This window comes from Paenibacillus sp. Y301, assembly GCF_059445505.1.
Window position 1 is genome coordinate 94,589 of the sequence record NZ_JCAIUL010000007.1, and the last position, 17,225, is coordinate 111,813.

The window sequence follows — 17,225 nt, forward strand, 5'->3', positions numbered from 1 at the left end:
ATTATCGTGATTATGCTATTATTTATGACTTTACTGCACTGACAACCTCTCTTTTTTTATCATTCGTTTTTTTATACTTAATTTTGGTGGCTTCGCCTCCCCTGAGATGGCGGATTGATTTGTGATACTCTAGAATATGTTTGACTTGATCCGCCAGATCAGGATTGATCTCTGGCAGTCGTTCCGTTAAATCTTTGTGCACCGTGCTCTTCGATACGCCAAATTCCTTGGCAATGGTTCGGACCGTTTGCCTAGTCTCCACGATACAACGTCCAATCTTGATCGTCCGTTCCTTGATGTAATCGTGCACGCCCCCGCCTCCCTACTGTGGATAGTTTGGTACATTATATGAGAGGCGTGCCTATATATTCGCAGTTTAGATGTCTGACAAGCTTCTGCATGCTCATTTTTTTTTTGGACATGTTAATTTCGAACCACTTTAAGACCACCAAAAAGGCAGGGTATCCCCTGCCTTTCCAGTGTTTTTAGCGTTCTGTATCGTATGAATGGAGCTTAACCTCTTTATTTATTTCGGAGGAAGCAATTCGGATGGATTGACAATTTCACCATTGTTGTAAACTTCAAAGTGCACATGATTACCAAGGTCACTTTCCATTTCACTACGTCCAGCACTTGCAAGCGTACTTCCTTGAGTCACCTCATCACCTAACTTCACTTTAGCATCCGTTAGACTCTGATATACTGTCTTCAAATTGTTTGCGTGTGTAACTTCCACCACGGTACCCATCAATGGATGTGGCTCTACCCGAGTGACCTTACCACTCAATGCAGCTTTGACTTCAAAAGTCTTATCATCCTCACGAGCTAGATCCAACCCTGTGTTCGTTACAAACGTATCATTGTATTGAACCATCGCTTCCAGATGGTTTTCTTCAGAACCTTTTGGATCATAGTACGGTTTCACAATGTTTACTTCTTTTGCATTCACTACTGGCCATGTCATACTCTCTGCCTTAGCAATGACTTCGAGTGCATCTTTGTCCAACGGGTTTATACCACTTTCAGTATCTTTGGATACGAGACTTTCAGATACTGTAGTAGGGTCTGTAGTAAGTGCTTTCTGACTGGAATCCTGATAGACCCACACTAAAGTTAGTATAAGTGCTGCTGCGGCCATGTACACTGCTGGGTAAATCCATCGTTTCGACAACAGCCTTTTCCATGAAGACAGTTTTTCAACCGGTGCTCCTTTTAATGGTTTAGGAGTTTCTCCATGCGTTTGATTTTTGTTTTGTTCATTCATAGTTATCACCTCTGTAATCATTCTTACCGAGATGAAATCTTTTATACCTTTTCCTGAACTATTATTTTTTAGAGAGTAGTTTAGTAACTTGTTGAAACTCAATTCCAGTATAATAGTGTTTGAGAATTTGAGTAGCTGTATACCCTTCCTTCGCCATCCCATTCGCTCCCCACTGACTCATCCCTACACCATGCCCGTAACCATATGTAGTGATAACAATATCATTCCCCGAGGCTACCCACGAGAACTGACTTGAACGCAATCCTAGTTTCTCACGAACTTCCCTACCACTGAATTTAACGCCACCAATAGTTACTTCTTTAATACGGTGTCCTTCTGTAGTTGAGAGAATATGAATAAGAGAATCGGAATTCTCATTCTTCATAGTAGGTATACTGATATTCGATAGGCCCAAATTACTTAAAAATTGTTTCTGACTTATCTTCAGTGTCTCTTTATAGTGTGGAGCTATATCCTTATCCCAAGGACTCGCTACACTTCGTAAATAAGGGATTGATGCATTCCAGTAATCTTCTGAGTTCTCCGTATACCCATTACTAGTTGAGAAAAAAGATGCCGTAATCGGTTTACCTTTATACGTCATAACTATATTGCTACTATCTTTTACAGCACGCTGTAATTTAGTTAGTAGCGTTGCCTTTTCACCGATCCATTCTTTCTCTAGTGTTTCCTTCGATATATAGACTTGATGGGCGACTGTATCCGTAACATCAGCACCTTTTATGGGCACACCACTCTTATCATTATTTAATAGACGTTGAATTATAAAAGTACGGGCGGCAATCGCCTGTGCAGTAAGTGCGTTACTCTCAAATTCAGCTGGCATTTCCGCTGCAACAACTCCTGTGACATAATCATCAAGCGGAAGCGTCTCAATACGGTCCAACTTGGACAAATATACGGATACCATTGTTTCTGGTCCTTGTTCTGGTTCGGATCCTTCTTGTTCAGCTACTACTTCAGGTAATGTAGGGGTTGTTTCCACAATCTGATTTTCAATTGGTAGGGTCACCACAGGATTATGCCTAAGCATCACTACGAATACAGGTAACACCAGTGCAAGCGTAAGCAGGCCCCCTACAGCCCATATGGTGGGTGGAATTCGCTTCTGCATAGCTTTGGGACTGCGCCATCTTATACGTCTCCCAAAACGATGTCGGCTGCTACGGGTACGTTTCCCATGCCTCACATTAAATCGAATAGGGTTAGAGGCGGGAAGAGGATCTTCTACTTGTCTATTATTCACTAAGGTTGGTGATCCTAGAGAGAGAGGCTCAAGTGTTGCGGAATTAGACACTTCCTCAGAATCTAGAATTTGAGCTATAGGCTTTATCTTGATTTTGATTTGTTGGCGCGGATCTTTCATATGAATGTAACCCTCCGTTCTTTCTCATCAAATGTCTATGACTTTGCGGCTCTATCTAATTTATACATATGAGATTAGAAGATATGATAGAACCCATTTAAGAGAGAAGAAGATTACGATTCAAAAGACCCTATGAAGTATTAAAAGGATAATTCCCGCTTAACCTGTGAAACTCCAAATATTATCTGCAAAAAAAAAAACCAAAAAGCCAAGCCAGATGGGCTTGTTCTTTTGGTTAAATTCATCATGTGTATAGTTGTGCGGATCTACTATTCTTCTAGTTAATTATACCCAAGTTGGTTGAACGGAGAATAGTTTCACTTCATCTTTGACTTTCTGTTGTTGAGGAACTTGTTCAGATACACTCTCCTGTACAGGTTCATCTACTGTAATTCGCCAAATATCAGCACCTAATGCCGACAATTTCTCTGCAATATTGACATACCCACGATCAATATGATGGACACCACTGACCTCAGTTGTGCCATTAGCCACAAGTCCAAGCAGGATTAATGCTGCACCTGCACGTAAATCTGTCGCACATACTTTAGCACCATTCAGTTTGGCACGACCCGCAATGATAGCGGAACGCCCTTCTACCTTAATCTCAGCATTCATATGTTGAAATTCATCTACATGCATGAAACGATTCTCGAATACCGTCTCCGTCACAACACTGGTACCTTCAGATACCAATAGGAGCGACATCATCTGTGACTGCATATCTGTCGGAAATCCTGGGTAGGGAAGTGTCTTAATATCTACTGAACGTAGTGGACGTTTCGCTGATACACGAATACCATTCTCGTCAGGTTCAATATTTACACCCATCTCCTCCATCTTCGAAATGACTGGACCTAAATGGTCTGCAATTGCTCCTTCTACATATACATCCCCACCTGTAATCGCAGCAGCCACCATATATGTACCTGCTTCAATGCGGTCAGGAATAACCGTATGCTTCACACCAACCATTTTGTCGACACCTTCGATACGAATCATTCCTGTACCGGCACCGCGAACTTTGGCACCCATACTATTCAGATAATTCGCCAAATCGACAATTTCTGGTTCTTTAGCCGCATTCTCAATAAAAGTAGTTCCTTCTGCCATTGTAGCTGCCATCATAATATTCTCAGTGGCGCCTACGCTTGCAACATCCAAATAGATCTTGGCACCGCGTAATCGTCCGTTACTTTTAGCTTCAATATAACCTTGACCTAAGCTGATTTCTGCACCAAGAGCCTCAAACCCTTTTAGATGTTGGTCAATTGGCCGTGTGCCAATAGCACAACCACCTGGTAAGGATATCCGAGTATAGCCCATTCGAGTGAGCAAAGGACCCATGACTAGAAAGGAAGCCCTCATTTTGCGAACGTATTCGTATGGTGCCTCGCATGTTGTTATATTCTCCGCGTTGACTCTTAACACTTCGTTGTCATAACTTACGTTCACACCAAGCGATTCCAAAACCTTACTAATTGTAACCACATCGTCTAGAGGAGGAGCATCATAAATTATACTTTCTCCTTCTCCTCCTAATAGTGAAGCAGCGATGATCGGAAGTACTGAATTTTTAGCCCCGCTAACTTTAACTTTTCCGATCAATCTATTGCCACCGCGGACGATAAATTTGCTCATCTCGATTCCCTCCGCGTCCGTAATTTTTCCTTTTTATGCTAACTATCTGAAATGGCACTCTTATTTTTCCAACTTACATCATAGCATTGATTATTTCACGTGTACAAGCGTTTTTTTGAAGTTACAGATTGATATCAGAGTTAACAGTTAGTTATCATTATGTTGTACGTTCATAAAAGGTTCTAATAAATATTTACTTATTTCCATTGTTGACATAAAAAAATGTTATTATTCGACAAGTATTATTGTAGTCCAGATATTTTATCTAGTCATCCCTATCAGGGATATAACCACTCATGATCTCTTTAAAACATAAACCTTAACATTTGGCTCCACGTTAGATAGTCCAATAGAAACCCAGCAACAAAATGACCTAGTACTACGGCCAAAAGAACGTGCAACAATCTCCCTTGAGCTCCTTTTGGATTTCGAATGACAAGATCTAACTTCAGATTCTGCAAAGCCCACCACGACAACCAAATACAAAATAGCGATACAATAATAGAAACGAGACCACCAACGCTTACTACTCCAGATACCGTATTTGACATGCCTTGACTCATACCGGTTCATCTTATCCTTTCTACAGTGCTGTTGTTAACACTCTTTTCACGACTCTTCCATCATACTTGCCTTAATCAAAAGAATCCACTTTTGAAAGCGCTATATCTGTAATTTCTTTATTTTTTTTATTATTAATTTGATCTTAAGTCTTGATTAAACACCTTCCTACTCATTATGAGCATTGAGGTGAAATCCAACACTGAATTTTAACAAGATCCAATGTCATTGATTGGTTGGTTAATGCAAAAAAACAGTCAAGCTAGATAATAGCTGACTGTTTCTAATTACATTTATTTTTTGACGTGTGAATATACTTCAATCCGATTCATGGCTCTCTTCAGGGATAGCTCAGCACGTTGGAAGTCAATATCCGCTTGGTTACGTTTAATGGCATCTAAACGACGTTCTGCACGTTCTTTAGCTGCGACTGCACGTTCCACATCAATTTCTTTCTCAAGTTCAGCACTTTCCGCTAGTACAACCACTTTATCTTGACGTACTTCTACAAATCCTCCACTTACTGCAATGGAGTTGTATTCGTTGCCCTTTTTAATACTAATCGGAGCAACCTGTAAAGGAGTAATGAATGGGATGTGACCAGGTAATATACCTAGTGCCCCTTCAATGCCGTAGACAGTCAATCCGTCAACCTCGCCGGAGTACGCTAGATGATCCGGCGTTACGATTTCTAATAAAAAGGTGCTCATTTATTTCACTCCTTTAAAGCTATTCGGAGAATAGCTCACTTCGAAAGCATAACCTTAGCTATTCAGGGAATAGCTCACTTCGAAAGCATATCCTTAGCTATTCGGAGAATAGCTAAGTTCGATGGAATAACGTACACCGTTTAAAGTGTTTTCGCTTTCTCAACAGCCTCTTCAATGGATCCAACGAACAAGAATGCTGCCTCTGGAAGGTTGTCATGCTTACCTTCTAGAATCTCTTTAAAGCTGCGAATTGTATCTTTAACTGGAACATATTTTCCTGGGAATCCATTAAATTGTTCAGCTACGTGGAATGGTTGAGATAAGAAACGTTGAATTCTACGCGCACGAGAAACCGTTAATTTATCATCTTCACTCAACTCGTCCATACCAAGAATCGCAATAATATCTTGAAGTTCATTATAACGAGCCAAGATTTGTTTAACACCTTGTGCCACGTTGTAGTGTTCCTCACCTACGATTTCTGGAGCTAGAATGCGTGAACTGGATGCTAACGGATCTACCGCTGGGTAAATCCCCATTTCAGAAATTTTACGTTCCAAGTTCGTTGTTGCATCCAAGTGAGCAAATGTCGTAGCTGGAGCCGGATCCGTATAGTCATCGGCAGGTACGTAGATAGCTTGAATAGATGTAACTGAACCCTTCTTGGTAGAAGTAATACGCTCTTGTAATTGACCCATTTCTGTTGCCAATGTTGGTTGGTAACCAACCGCTGATGGCATACGACCAAGCAATGCGGATACTTCCGAACCAGCTTGTGTGAAACGGAATATGTTATCAATAAACAATAGAACGTCCTTACCTTCTTCATCGCGGAAATATTCCGCCATTGTAAGTCCAGTAAGTGCTACACGAAGACGCGCACCTGGAGGCTCGTTCATTTGTCCGAACACCATGGCTGTTTTCTTAATAACACCTGAATCTGTCATTTCATGATACAAGTCATTACCTTCACGCGTACGTTCACCAACACCCGCAAATACGGAAATACCACCGTGCTCTTGTGCGATATTGTTAATCAACTCTTGAATAGCTACGGTTTTACCAACACCTGCACCACCGAAAAGACCGATTTTACCACCTTTTTGGTATGGAGCTAGAAGATCGATAACTTTAATCCCTGTTTCAAGCATTTCTGCTTGTGTAGCCAGTTCATCATAGCTTGGAGCTTCGCGGTGGATAGGTCTCTTAAATTCAGAGACAACTTCTCCAACTTGGTCAATTGGTTCTCCTAATACATTAAATACACGGCCTAGTGTTGCTGGACCAACAGGTACATTAATAGCTGCACCTAAATCCGTAACTTCCATCCCGCGAACCAAACCATCCGTACTTGACATAGCAATACAACGCACCATGTTATCGCCTAAATGATTAGAAACTTCCAGAGTCAGGTCAATTGGTCTACCAGTTGGTAAGACAGCCTGAATTTTAATCGCATTGTATATTGCTGGAAGTTGACCTCTTTGAAATTCGATGTCGACAACCGCACCCATAATGCTGACTACGCGTCCTTTATTCATCTTTTGTTTCCCTCCTACAAGTTTGCTTCAGCCACAGTCTTAGGTTTTATATCATTACAACCATATTTACATGGCTTTAGTGCGAATTCATATCCTTCATGAATCTTAGGCTTGGGAATCTGCTCCAGCCACAATTTCAGAAATTTCTTGCGTAATTGCTGCTTGACGAGCACGGTTAAATGTCAACTGAAGCTCCCCGATCATCTTCGTAGCATTCTTAGTTGCGCTACCCATTGCCGTCATCTTGGAACCTAATTCACTCGCTTTTCCATCCAACATTGCTGAGAATATTAATGTTTCTGCATACTTCGGCAAAAGCACTTCTAATACAGCACTAGCAGAAGGCTCATATTCATAAGCCGCTGTGACACCAGAATCCATACCGTCAGTTACCATTGGTAACAACTGTTCCACTTCAGGTATTTGCGTCAAAGCATTCACAAAACGGTTATAACAAATATGCAATTCATCAATATGTCCCAATTCAAAACGTTGAACTGCTGTATAAGCGATGGATTTGATATCTGCAAACGAAGGAGTGTCAGATAGGTCTGTTAAATCTTCCGTTACAGGAAGCTCTCTACGGCGGAAATAATCACGGCCTTTTCGACCAATTACGAAAATCTCGTATTCGTCTTTAGACTGATGACGTTCAGCAATAGTAACCATTACCTTCTTCAGAATATTCGTATTATATCCACCAGCAAGACCACGATCTGAAGTTATTACCAAATAACCTGTTTTCTTCACTGGACGCTTCTCAAACATCGGATGCGTGATGTCAGTCGTAGCAGAAGCGATGCTGAACACTACCTCTTTGAGCTTATCTGAGTAAGGACGGGCTGCTGCAGCCTTCTCCTGTGCTCTTCTCAACTTAGAAGCAGCTACCATTTCCATTGCTTTAGTGATTTGTTTGGTACTCTGTACACTCTTTATCTGACGTTTAATTTCACGTAATCCTCTTGCCATATTTTCACCACCCCAAAGTTTTGACGAAGTCAAAACTAGCATCGTAAGCATTTCTTCATTTATAAAAAGTGATACCGAGCCTCACGGCCCGGTCTATGATCTACGCCGATACTGAAAATCCTCTTTTGAATATCGCAATAACGTCCTTCAAAGCATTCTCATTGTCAGCAACCAAGTCCTTCGTATCACGAATAGATTGAAGAATCTCTGCATGGTTACTTTCTACAAATGTAATGAATTCTTTTTCGAAACGACGAACATCAATAACAGGAATATCATCTAAATAACCCTTAACTGCGGTATACAAGCTTATAACTTGTTGTTCTACCTTCAGTGGTTGGTTTACGCCTTGCTTAAGGATCTCCATCAATCTTGCTCCACGATTTAGACGTGCTAATGTTGATTTGTCTAGATCAGAACCGAATTGGGAGAATGCTTGAAGTTCACGGTATTGTGCAAGGTCAAGCTTCAAACCACCTGCGACTTTTTTCATCGCTTTGATCTGTGCTGAACCCCCTACGCGTGATACGGAAATACCAACATTGATTGCCGGACGTTGACCGGAATAGAACAATTCAGATTCCAAGAAAATCTGTCCATCTGTAATTGAGATAACATTTGTTGGGATATAAGCAGATACGTCAGAAGCTTGTGTCTCAATAAACGGTAATGCCGTTAAAGATCCTCCACCTAGAGCATCGCTCAATTTAGCTGCACGTTCCAACAAACGGGAGTGAAGATAGAATACATCCCCTGGATAAGCTTCACGACCTGGCGGACGACGAAGTAGCAAGGAAAGTTCACGATATGCTGATGCCTGTTTCGTTAAGTCATCATAAATGATAAGCGCATGCTCACCTTTATACATGAAGTATTCACCCATAGCACAACCTGCATATGGTGCAATGTACAATAGTGGTGATGGATCAGAAGCAGGTGCAGTAACAATAATGGTATATTCCAAAGCGCCATGACGACGAAGTGTTTCTACTACTTGTGCAACGGTAGATTGTTTCTGACCGATAGCGACATAGATACATTTCACGCCATTACCCTTTTGGTTAATAATAGTATCAATAGCAATAGCTGTTTTACCAGTTTGACGGTCACCAATGATCAACTCACGTTGTCCACGTCCGATCGGTACCATTGCATCAATGGCTTTGATCCCCGTTTGCATTGGTTCATGTACTGATTTACGATCAATAACACCTGGTGCATTGTTCTCAACTGGACGGAATTCAGTCGCTTCGATTGGACCTCTTCCATCAACAGGTTCTCCAAGTGCATTCACGACACGTCCAAGCATTGCTTCCCCAACGGGAACCTGCATGATCTGACCTGTACGTTTAACCTGGTCACCTTCTTTAATCTCTGTGTAACGACCTAGAATAACAACACCTACGTTGCTTTCTTCAAGGTTGAGTACCAATCCGACAACACCGTTGGAGAATTCCAAAAGCTCACCGGACATAGCGTTCTCAAGTCCATGGACGCGAGCAATACCATCACTTACTTGAATGACAGTACCAACTTCAGCGACTTCTATATCGGATTTATATTGTTCTATTTGACTTTTAATAAGCGTGCTAATTTCTTCAGGTTTGATACTCAATGTTTTCACCCCTATCTACTGTGCTTGTCATTAAATGATTTTTCAAGACGCGCAAGCTTTCCGGAAATACTACCGTCATACAACGTATCACCTATAACGACCTTTAATCCTCCAAGTAGACTCTTATCGACAAGGTTATTTACACGAATCGTTTTGTGAGCAACTTGGCCAAACTCTGTGGCTACCGCTTCTATTTCACTGTCATCAAGAGGATATGTTGAATACACTAGGGCATCGGCCATACCTAGGCTCTCGCCTTTCAATTTGATGTAGCTGTCTAGAAGATCGGGGAGGATATCCGTTCTCCGCCGTTTCACAAGTAGTTCCACAGTATTCATCACAGACTGTGACAGCTTGCCTTGAAGTGCTCTATTGAATGCATTCAATTTGTCTGCATCGGATATGTTCGGTGTCGTTAAGAATCTTTCAATATCATCATTAGATTGAATAGCTTCAACGACAGCCTGCAGTTGTTGTTCAACTTCAAGCGTTACATTATCCTGTGAGGCAACTTCAAACAGTGCTTTAGCGTACCGTTTGGCGACTACCGTATCTCGGCTCATGATTTACCCCCTACCTCTTTGAGGTATTGGTCTACGAGTTGTTCTTGTGTACCATCCACACTTACTTCTTTCTGAAGTAATTTGGATGCAATTTGTACAGAAGCTGTACCTATTTCACTTCGTAATGCTTCCACAGCCTTGTTCTTTTCACTTTCAATATCGCGTACAGCCTCAGACTTAAGACGTACTACAGCATTGCTAGCTTCTTCAAGAATCTGTTCAGCTTGTTTACTACTTGTTTGTTTAGAACGTTCTACGATATCATAAGCTTCTCTACGAGCATCTTCCAACGCAACCTTCTGATCTTCAACATATTGAGTTGCTTGTTCACGAGTCTGTTTCGCATCTTCTAATTGTTTTAGAACGAGTACGCGGCGTTGCTCCATAATGTTAAATAACTTGTCAAATGCATATCTATTTAGCGCCCAATATAGAATGATAAATGAGAGAATAGATATGATAATAGTCTCCACATGAATATCCAATGAAGTCACTCCTTTCCGTTAGCACGAAGTGCGAATCGTCCAGCATAAACGCATAAGATTGATCTACGTTTACCTATGATAAATAAAGAGATTTAAGAGTAAAGTCTATATCTCTGAATATTTTGAACAAAATGAAGGCGCGGATGGCATTGGCCCTCCCCGCCAACCAAATTTTAATTCGTGAACATGATCAAGAACGCGATAACAGTAGCTGCCAACGGAATAACTTCGACGATACCAACACCGATAAACATTGTTGTTTGAAGTGCGTTACGTGCTTCTGGTTGACGAGCAATAGATTCAACTGTCTTACTTACGATCATACCATTACCAAGACCTGCACCAAGTGCCCCTAAACCAACTGCGATAGCTGCTGCTAAAAATTCCATTATAAAATATCCTCCTTAAAATCTCTTATTATTTAGTAAATATAATATCTTCTGCGTAAAGAATCCAATCATTTCTGAATCTGTTCGCTGAAGGTAGTTAATGTTCTTCGTGAATCGTTGTTTGAGCAATATATACCATCGTCAGGATCGTAAATATAAAGGCTTGTAAAGCGCCTATAAAGATACTGAATCCTTGCCATACCGCGAGAAACGGAATCCCTATATAACCAAGCTTCAGGATAACGGTAATCAGTACTTCCCCAGCAAATATATTGGCGAATAACCGGATTGCAAGTGCAATGGGTTTAGATAAATTCTCAATAATATTCAACGGTAGGAAAATAGGAAATGGTTCAATATAATGTTTCAAATAATGTTTACGATTTTTCTTAAGTCCAAGATAGTTCATTAAGATGAAAATAACGATTGCAAGTCCAGCAGTCATGTTAATATCCGCGGTCGGTGATTTCCACCAAAGAATCTCAGCATGCTCGCCATTTCCTAAACCTCTTGTAGCTTCAATAACGTATCCAAAGATTTCTTCAGGACCATGCGCTTCTGTAATAATAGAAAAAGGTAATCCTAACAAGTTCGATACAAAAATGAATAGAATCAGTGTAAGTCCCAGAGATAAATAAGGTTTTCCTTTCTTCAAGTCCATTGCACTTCCAATGAGACCTTGAACAAATTCCACTACCCATTCCATAAAATTCTGCAGCTTGGAAGGATTCTCTACCGATAAATTACGAACACAGAGCCTAGCGAACACGAATACAACAATCATAGTCACAACCAACATAAAAATGGCTGATAGATCGAGGTTCAGTCCCCCTACATGGATAATCGGATGTTCATGCATTGAAATGTATTCCCTCCTTTCGCATAATCTATTAAATGACCTTTTTCACACTCAAATATATACCTACAGGAATGGTCAAAAGCTGTGGTACGAAGAGTCCAGCTATGGTAAGTTCAAGTGAAAGATGCTCAACTTTCACTGAAAACATCACAGCTAGAATTGCGAAACAAATTCGGCTTATAAACCCTAGGCTATACGCCCTAGATCCTGGAGTTGTAACAGCATGTGCAACATTACGAACCTTAGACGATAGATGACGAGTGCTTACTAGACCTCCAGTCATGCCCAAAACCATACCTAGCGTATAAATTCTGGTCTCCGGATGAAGCGCCCAACCCATCAACAACCCTGCCATAATGATTAATGACACTTTGGTGACACCCTTCACTATAGAAGCTATATCATCCATTTTGTTCTCCAATCCACTTTTTGATCAACATGACAATATGAAACGAACCCAACACTAACCCAGAGATTGTTCCTATTGCTATCCAATATCTCGGTCCTTCCAACGCATTGACTAACCATCTTGCAGTAAAGAAACCAATGAGAATATAGGTAGAAAAAATACCTCCAGCTCCACCGATATAAAGAGCTAAATACCAAGGATTATCATTGTTTTGTGGGTTGTCCATAGCTCAATCCCAACCTATTTTACTTAATATTTGAAGAGTTTGTCAATCAAACGTTTTCATTGTATTAAAGTGTGAAAATACAAGAAAACATCTCTCGTATATTCACTAATTTCAAAGAACCGTACAGTCTAACTGTACACTATTCTATGGGTTTAAATATAACACCAATTCACTTATTTGTGAACATTCTGTGAAACTCTTCAGGACGTTCGCTTTCTAAACCGAAATGGTGAAGAATCGCATTGACAATTCTCTCTGAAGCCTTTCCATCTCCGTATGGGTTGGCGGCCCTACTCATGGAATCATATACTTCAGAATCAGTTAATAACGTTTTGGTCCGAGCGTACACCTTCTCCTCGTCCGTGCCCACCAATTCTAGTGTTCCAGCCTGAATTCCTTCAGGACGCTCTGTCGTGTCGCGAAGTACCAGTACAGGTACACCAAAGGACGGCGCTTCTTCCTGTAACCCTCCAGAATCGGTTAATATCAAATGGGTATGGGGATAAAAATTTTGTAAATCTACAACATCCAACGGATCGATAAGTTTAATCCGTGGGTGATTCCCAAGAATCTCATGCGCAGGATCCTTAACAGCGGGACTCGGATGAACTGGATACACAATGGCTACATCCTCGAATTCATCGGCTATCCGCTTAACAGCACGGAAGATATTGCGATGTGGTTCACCCTGGGATTCTCTACGGTGCGCAGTCATCAGAATAAGTCGTTTACCTGAGGCCCAATCCAATACAGGGTGATGATAATCAGGCTGTATAGTATATTGAAACACATCTGTAACGGTATTTCCTGTGATATAAATGCTTGACTTTGATTTATTTTCAGAAAGCAAATTATTTGCAGACATGTCCGTTGGAGAAAAATGTAAATCCGCAATAACCCCTGTTAATTGACGATTCATTTCCTCAGGAAATGGCGATTGCTTATTCCATGTTCTTAAACCAGCCTCGACATGACCCACTTGAATCTGTTGCATAAATGAAGCATAACTAGCAAGGAAAGTCGTTAATGTGTCTCCATGAACGAGTACAATATCAGGCTTAGCTTCCCGTAGCACAGGCTCCAGACCTGCCAACACACGAATGGAGATTTCGTTCAGTGTCTGGCTCTCCTTCATAATATCTAGATCATAATCTGGGTGTATATTAAAGACTTCCAAAACCTGATCTAACATTTGACGGTGTTGTGCTGTTACACAAACAACCGATTCAATTCTATCGGGGTGTTTCTGTAATTCCAGAATGAGCGGAGCCATCTTAATCGCTTCGGGTCGAACTCCGAAGATCGTCATCACTTTTATCTTCTTTGACATAAATGAATACCCCTCTTTTCTTACTTCGTTCCGTATAAACGGTCTCCTGCATCCCCTAGACCAGGGACAATATACCCATGTTCATCTAATCGCTCGTCCAAAGCTGCTACGTAGATGTCTACATCTGGATGTGCATCCTGAACCGCCTTAACACCTTCTGGTGCAGCAATTAGATTCATCATCTTAATCTGAGTACAACCACGTTTCTTGAGCACGTCAATAGCAGCAATAGCTGAACCACCTGTTGCAAGCATCGGATCGATAACAATTAATTCGCGTTCTGTAACATCTGTAGGTAGCTTCGTATAATATTCCACTGGCATAAGTGTTTCTGGATCGCGGAATAACCCAACGTGACCCACTTTTGCTGCAGGAAGCAGTTTCAGTACACCATCAAGCATACCTAGACCAGCTCGTAGAATAGGAACAAGTCCTAACATACGTCCAGAAATGACTTGGCTTTCTGTCGTACACACGGGTGTCTTTACTGTAACAGTCTCCAATGGGATATCTCGTGTAATTTCATATGCCATTAAAGTAGCTACTTCATCAACAAGTTCTCTGAAGTCCTTAGTATTAGTCTCTACATCCCGAATGAAAGTAAGCTTGTGTTGAATCAAAGGGTGATCACAGATCACCAATTTTCCTTTTTCCATGGTAAATCCCTCCGGTTAATTCATATGTGTTATTGTTATTAATGTTTATCAACGCTTCTGCATCGTCTTACAAACCTCGTCTATTATAGCATTCCACGAAAAGAATTTGCACCCACCTTGATTTATCTAAAGGTCAACCAGTAAAAGTATCTTATATTTACCTAACTTATATACATAGTCAACGCAGTCTTTCATTCAATTTGAGATATACGCATCATTAAGTTGGAAATTTCTACATCGAAATGATGTCTTTCTATAATATGTACAATTTCCTACTTCTACTTTTTTAGAAACAAGTTACCTTTAATTACGTTAAATTCAGTCTATAGTTTCATATCAAATGGCAAAGTTCGTTTTTTCGACAAAATTCGCACTTTAACAAAAAAAGACTGGAGAATTATCCCCAGTCTATCTCAAACTATTCATTTATTAATATTTCAAATCAGTATATAAAGGGTATTGATCTGTAAGTTCAGTCACTCGTGCAGTTGCTTGGGCAAGAATCGCTTCATCTTCTGGATTCTTTAGAGTTAGAGCAATGATCTTGCCGATCTCAACCATCGCCTTCTCATCCATGCCACGTGATGTTGCAGCTGGAGTACCCAAACGAATACCACTAGTTACGAATGGGCTCGTTGGATCAAATGGAATCGCATTTTTATTGACAGTTATACCGATTGAATCTAGTACTTTCTCTGCCAACTTACCTGTAATGTTCACACTACGAGTATCTACTAGCATCAAGTGATTATCCGTACCCCCTGATACGATGTTCAAACCTTCACTGATCAGAGTCTCAGCCAACACTTTAGCATTCTTCACAACGTTCTCTGCATAAGTCTTAAATGATGGATCCAATGCTTCCTTAAGAGCTACCGCTTTAGAAGCAATAATATGCATCAATGGCCCACCTTGTGTTCCTGGGAATACTGCTTTATCGATGGCTTGTGCCCACGGTTGTTTACAGATAATCATCCCTCCACGTGGTCCACGAAGTGTTTTGTGAGTCGTCGTCGTCACGAAATGCGCGTGAGGAACTGGGCTCGGATGAACTCCTCCAGCAACTAAGCCTGCGATATGGGCCATATCTACCATGAACAGAGCGCCTACATCATTAGCAATGGAAGCTAGTGCTTCAAAGTCAATGGTACGTGGATAAGCACTTGCACCCGCGACGATTAAACGAGGATGATGTTTAAATGCCAACTTACGCACTTCATCATAATCAATGAGGAAAGAATCCTCTTGAACACCATAAGGAACAAAGTTATACAATAGACCGGAAGCATTCACTGGACTACCATGTGTTAAATGTCCACCATGAGCAAGATTCATTCCTAATACGGTATCTCCAGGTTTAAGCGCTGCTAGATAGACTGCCATATTCGCCTGTGCCCCTGAATGTGGCTGTACATTAACATGCTCAGCACCAAACAATTCCTTCGCACGATCACGAGCGATGTCTTCTACGATATCAACACGTTCACAACCACCGTAATATCTTTTGCCTGGATATCCCTCAGCATATTTATTCGTCAAAACGGAACCCATTGCTTCCATTACTGCTTCACTCACGATATTCTCCGAAGCGATAAGTTCAATGTTGTTACGTTGGCGTTTAAGTTCTAAGTCCATAGCCTCTAATACTGCTGGGTCAAACTTGCGTAATTGTTCCATTTTCATATTCCTCCTAAAGGTTTCTTGGTCTAATTCCATAACCTGTGCTAGAATCCCCGCTACGCTGACGAATTGTTCTTCCGATCGCTGTTGCCCTCTGATTTCTTGATTATATACCGCCTATTGCGGTTGAAATCAGAGGGCAAGCATATGCTTTCGGAGTGGTTTTCCTACGGAAACCCTGTAGGCGAACGCTTCGCTTCTCCAGGACAATTCCGCCCTCTTCGCTATGATTCTTCATATACTTCTGTTCGGTAGGCATTAGTTACGGTGTAGAGACATTTCTTTCTTAAAAATTTACTCGTCACTGCGTTTTACTTTTATAATCAATCACAAATATGAGAATTACCTTGTTGAATGGAAGGTTCACCTTCCAATTGGTATCGTGCTCGCTCGCCGCCAATAAGCTTCGGACGGGTGTAGGCAGCATTCACACGGGCTTGCCCTATATACCGAATGCTAGGACGGAAGGGTACGGCTACATGCCGTAAATGCATTCCGATCAAAGTCTCGCCGATATCCATTCCAGCATGCGCTTCTATACGCTCTGCAAGGCAAGGTTCCACCATACTCCGATAAGCAGCAGAAGCCATTGAACCTCCAGCTGTAGGATACGGAACTGCGGCAACCTCTGTCAGGCGTAACTCTTCTAGAAGCGTTCGTTCAATGACTAATGATCGATTCAAGTGCTCGCAACATTGAAACACAACATGGAATCCAAATTCTTTACGGACCTCATCAATCCCAAGAAGTAACTCATCGGCAACTTCCAACGCCCCTGCCGTACCGATATGACTACCTGCTACTTCACTAGTACTTGTACCTACTACAAGAATCTTGCCCTTACTCAGCTTAGCAACCTTTACAAGTTCCCGCAGTACAAGTGCTACTTGTTCTTTGAGTGAAGCTGCGGATATCGCACTCTGATCCATGGAAGAAACCT

General features: G+C 41.2%; 19 protein-coding genes. All 19 read right to left on the minus strand.

Features of this window, described 5'->3' with window-relative positions:
- Positions 1 to 22: 22 nt before the first annotated feature.
- Positions 23 to 310, minus strand: a complete 288-nt coding sequence (gene spoIIID, locus AC1D69_RS13745) for a sporulation transcriptional regulator SpoIIID (protein ID WP_495456727.1) — start codon at positions 308 to 310, stop codon at positions 23 to 25.
- 216 nt (positions 311 to 526) lie between these two features.
- Entirely contained in the window at positions 527 to 1,264 is a 738-nt protein-coding gene (locus AC1D69_RS13750; protein WP_495456728.1) for a peptidoglycan DD-metalloendopeptidase family protein, read from the minus strand.
- A 61-nt stretch (positions 1,265 to 1,325) separates the two neighbouring features.
- Positions 1,326 to 2,651: a stage II sporulation protein D gene (spoIID, locus tag AC1D69_RS13755; RefSeq protein WP_495456729.1), complete on the minus strand. Its 1,326-nt coding sequence runs from the start codon at positions 2,649 to 2,651 to the stop codon at positions 1,326 to 1,328.
- Positions 2,652 to 2,936: 285 nt separating this feature from the next.
- Positions 2,937 to 4,292: a UDP-N-acetylglucosamine 1-carboxyvinyltransferase gene (gene murA, locus AC1D69_RS13760; protein ID WP_495456730.1), complete on the minus strand. Its 1,356-nt coding sequence runs from the start codon at positions 4,290 to 4,292 to the stop codon at positions 2,937 to 2,939.
- Between the two features lie 305 nt (positions 4,293 to 4,597).
- Positions 4,598 to 4,855 (minus strand): DUF1146 family protein, encoded by a 258-nt coding sequence (locus AC1D69_RS13765; protein ID WP_495456731.1) that lies wholly within the window; start codon positions 4,853 to 4,855, stop codon positions 4,598 to 4,600.
- 291 nt (positions 4,856 to 5,146) lie between these two features.
- Positions 5,147 to 5,563 carry a F0F1 ATP synthase subunit epsilon gene (locus AC1D69_RS13770; protein WP_495456732.1) on the minus strand — a complete coding sequence of 139 codons (417 nt, stop codon included), beginning with the start codon at positions 5,561 to 5,563 and terminating at the stop codon, positions 5,147 to 5,149.
- A 140-nt stretch (positions 5,564 to 5,703) separates the two neighbouring features.
- Positions 5,704 to 7,104, minus strand: a complete 1,401-nt coding sequence (atpD, locus tag AC1D69_RS13775; RefSeq protein WP_495456733.1) for a F0F1 ATP synthase subunit beta — start codon at positions 7,102 to 7,104, stop codon at positions 5,704 to 5,706.
- A 105-nt stretch (positions 7,105 to 7,209) separates the two neighbouring features.
- Entirely contained in the window at positions 7,210 to 8,073 is an 864-nt protein-coding gene (gene atpG, locus AC1D69_RS13780) for an ATP synthase F1 subunit gamma (RefSeq protein ID WP_495456734.1), read from the minus strand.
- A gap of 100 nt (positions 8,074 to 8,173) precedes the next feature.
- Positions 8,174 to 9,688 carry a F0F1 ATP synthase subunit alpha gene (atpA, locus tag AC1D69_RS13785; protein WP_495456735.1) on the minus strand — a complete coding sequence of 505 codons (1,515 nt, stop codon included), beginning with the start codon at positions 9,686 to 9,688 and terminating at the stop codon, positions 8,174 to 8,176.
- Between the two features lie 11 nt (positions 9,689 to 9,699).
- On the minus strand, positions 9,700 to 10,251 hold the full coding sequence (locus tag AC1D69_RS13790) for a F0F1 ATP synthase subunit delta (protein ID WP_495456736.1): 552 nt from the start codon (positions 10,249 to 10,251) through the stop codon (positions 9,700 to 9,702).
- Positions 10,248 to 10,736 (minus strand): F0F1 ATP synthase subunit B, encoded by a 489-nt coding sequence (atpF, locus tag AC1D69_RS13795; RefSeq protein ID WP_495456737.1) that lies wholly within the window; start codon positions 10,734 to 10,736, stop codon positions 10,248 to 10,250. Before atpF ends, AC1D69_RS13790 begins: the two co-directional genes overlap by 4 nt.
- A 173-nt stretch (positions 10,737 to 10,909) precedes the next feature.
- On the minus strand, positions 10,910 to 11,125 hold the full coding sequence (gene atpE / locus AC1D69_RS13800) for a F0F1 ATP synthase subunit C (protein ID WP_495456738.1): 216 nt from the start codon (positions 11,123 to 11,125) through the stop codon (positions 10,910 to 10,912).
- A gap of 97 nt (positions 11,126 to 11,222) precedes the next feature.
- The gene (atpB, locus tag AC1D69_RS13805; RefSeq protein WP_495456739.1) at positions 11,223 to 11,984 is read right to left on the minus strand and encodes a F0F1 ATP synthase subunit A; all 762 of its coding nucleotides are present in this window, start codon (positions 11,982 to 11,984) and stop codon (positions 11,223 to 11,225) included.
- 31 nt (positions 11,985 to 12,015) lie between these two features.
- A complete protein-coding gene (locus AC1D69_RS13810) occupies positions 12,016 to 12,393 on the minus strand; it encodes an ATP synthase subunit I (RefSeq protein WP_495456740.1) in 378 nt (125 codons plus the stop codon).
- Positions 12,386 to 12,619, minus strand: a complete 234-nt coding sequence (locus tag AC1D69_RS13815; protein ID WP_495456741.1) for an AtpZ/AtpI family protein — start codon at positions 12,617 to 12,619, stop codon at positions 12,386 to 12,388. Before AC1D69_RS13815 ends, AC1D69_RS13810 begins: the two co-directional genes overlap by 8 nt.
- 169 nt (positions 12,620 to 12,788) lie before the next feature.
- Positions 12,789 to 13,949 carry a non-hydrolyzing UDP-N-acetylglucosamine 2-epimerase gene (gene wecB, locus AC1D69_RS13820; RefSeq protein WP_495456742.1) on the minus strand — a complete coding sequence of 387 codons (1,161 nt, stop codon included), beginning with the start codon at positions 13,947 to 13,949 and terminating at the stop codon, positions 12,789 to 12,791.
- 20 nt (positions 13,950 to 13,969) lie between these two features.
- Positions 13,970 to 14,605 (minus strand): uracil phosphoribosyltransferase, encoded by a 636-nt coding sequence (upp, locus tag AC1D69_RS13825; protein ID WP_495456743.1) that lies wholly within the window; start codon positions 14,603 to 14,605, stop codon positions 13,970 to 13,972.
- Positions 14,606 to 15,034: 429 nt separating this feature from the next.
- Positions 15,035 to 16,282, minus strand: a complete 1,248-nt coding sequence (glyA, locus tag AC1D69_RS13830; protein ID WP_495456744.1) for a serine hydroxymethyltransferase — start codon at positions 16,280 to 16,282, stop codon at positions 15,035 to 15,037.
- A gap of 326 nt (positions 16,283 to 16,608) precedes the next feature.
- Positions 16,609 to 17,214: a TIGR01440 family protein gene (locus AC1D69_RS13835; protein WP_495456745.1), complete on the minus strand. Its 606-nt coding sequence runs from the start codon at positions 17,212 to 17,214 to the stop codon at positions 16,609 to 16,611.
- Between the last annotated feature and the right edge of the window lie 11 nt (positions 17,215 to 17,225).

What these genes read in the sequence shown, in the direction of transcription:
- wecB (WP_495456742.1), bottom strand. Translation starts at nt 13,949, where the DNA reads ATGTCAAAGAAGATAAAAGTGATGACGATCTTCGGAGTTCGACCCGAA.
- AC1D69_RS13790 (WP_495456736.1), bottom strand. Translation starts at nt 10,251, where the DNA reads ATGAGCCGAGATACGGTAGTCGCCAAACGGTACGCTAAAGCACTGTTT.
- spoIID (WP_495456729.1), bottom strand. Translation starts at nt 2,651, where the DNA reads ATGAAAGATCCGCGCCAACAAATCAAAATCAAGATAAAGCCTATAGCT.
- atpG (WP_495456734.1), bottom strand. Translation starts at nt 8,073, where the DNA reads ATGGCAAGAGGATTACGTGAAATTAAACGTCAGATAAAGAGTGTACAG.
- AC1D69_RS13770 (WP_495456732.1), bottom strand. Translation starts at nt 5,563, where the DNA reads ATGAGCACCTTTTTATTAGAAATCGTAACGCCGGATCATCTAGCGTAC.
- AC1D69_RS13750 (WP_495456728.1), bottom strand. Translation starts at nt 1,264, where the DNA reads ATGAATGAACAAAACAAAAATCAAACGCATGGAGAAACTCCTAAACCA.
- AC1D69_RS13835 (WP_495456745.1), bottom strand. Translation starts at nt 17,214, where the DNA reads ATGGATCAGAGTGCGATATCCGCAGCTTCACTCAAAGAACAAGTAGCA.
- glyA (WP_495456744.1), bottom strand. Translation starts at nt 16,282, where the DNA reads ATGGAACAATTACGCAAGTTTGACCCAGCAGTATTAGAGGCTATGGAC.
- atpE (WP_495456738.1), bottom strand. Translation starts at nt 11,125, where the DNA reads ATGGAATTTTTAGCAGCAGCTATCGCAGTTGGTTTAGGGGCACTTGGT.
- atpD (WP_495456733.1), bottom strand. Translation starts at nt 7,104, where the DNA reads ATGAATAAAGGACGCGTAGTCAGCATTATGGGTGCGGTTGTCGACATC.
- atpB (WP_495456739.1), bottom strand. Translation starts at nt 11,984, where the DNA reads ATGCATGAACATCCGATTATCCATGTAGGGGGACTGAACCTCGATCTA.
- murA (WP_495456730.1), bottom strand. Translation starts at nt 4,292, where the DNA reads ATGAGCAAATTTATCGTCCGCGGTGGCAATAGATTGATCGGAAAAGTT.
- upp (WP_495456743.1), bottom strand. Translation starts at nt 14,605, where the DNA reads ATGGAAAAAGGAAAATTGGTGATCTGTGATCACCCTTTGATTCAACAC.
- AC1D69_RS13765 (WP_495456731.1), bottom strand. Translation starts at nt 4,855, where the DNA reads ATGAGTCAAGGCATGTCAAATACGGTATCTGGAGTAGTAAGCGTTGGT.
- AC1D69_RS13810 (WP_495456740.1), bottom strand. Translation starts at nt 12,393, where the DNA reads ATGGATGATATAGCTTCTATAGTGAAGGGTGTCACCAAAGTGTCATTA.
- AC1D69_RS13815 (WP_495456741.1), bottom strand. Translation starts at nt 12,619, where the DNA reads ATGGACAACCCACAAAACAATGATAATCCTTGGTATTTAGCTCTTTAT.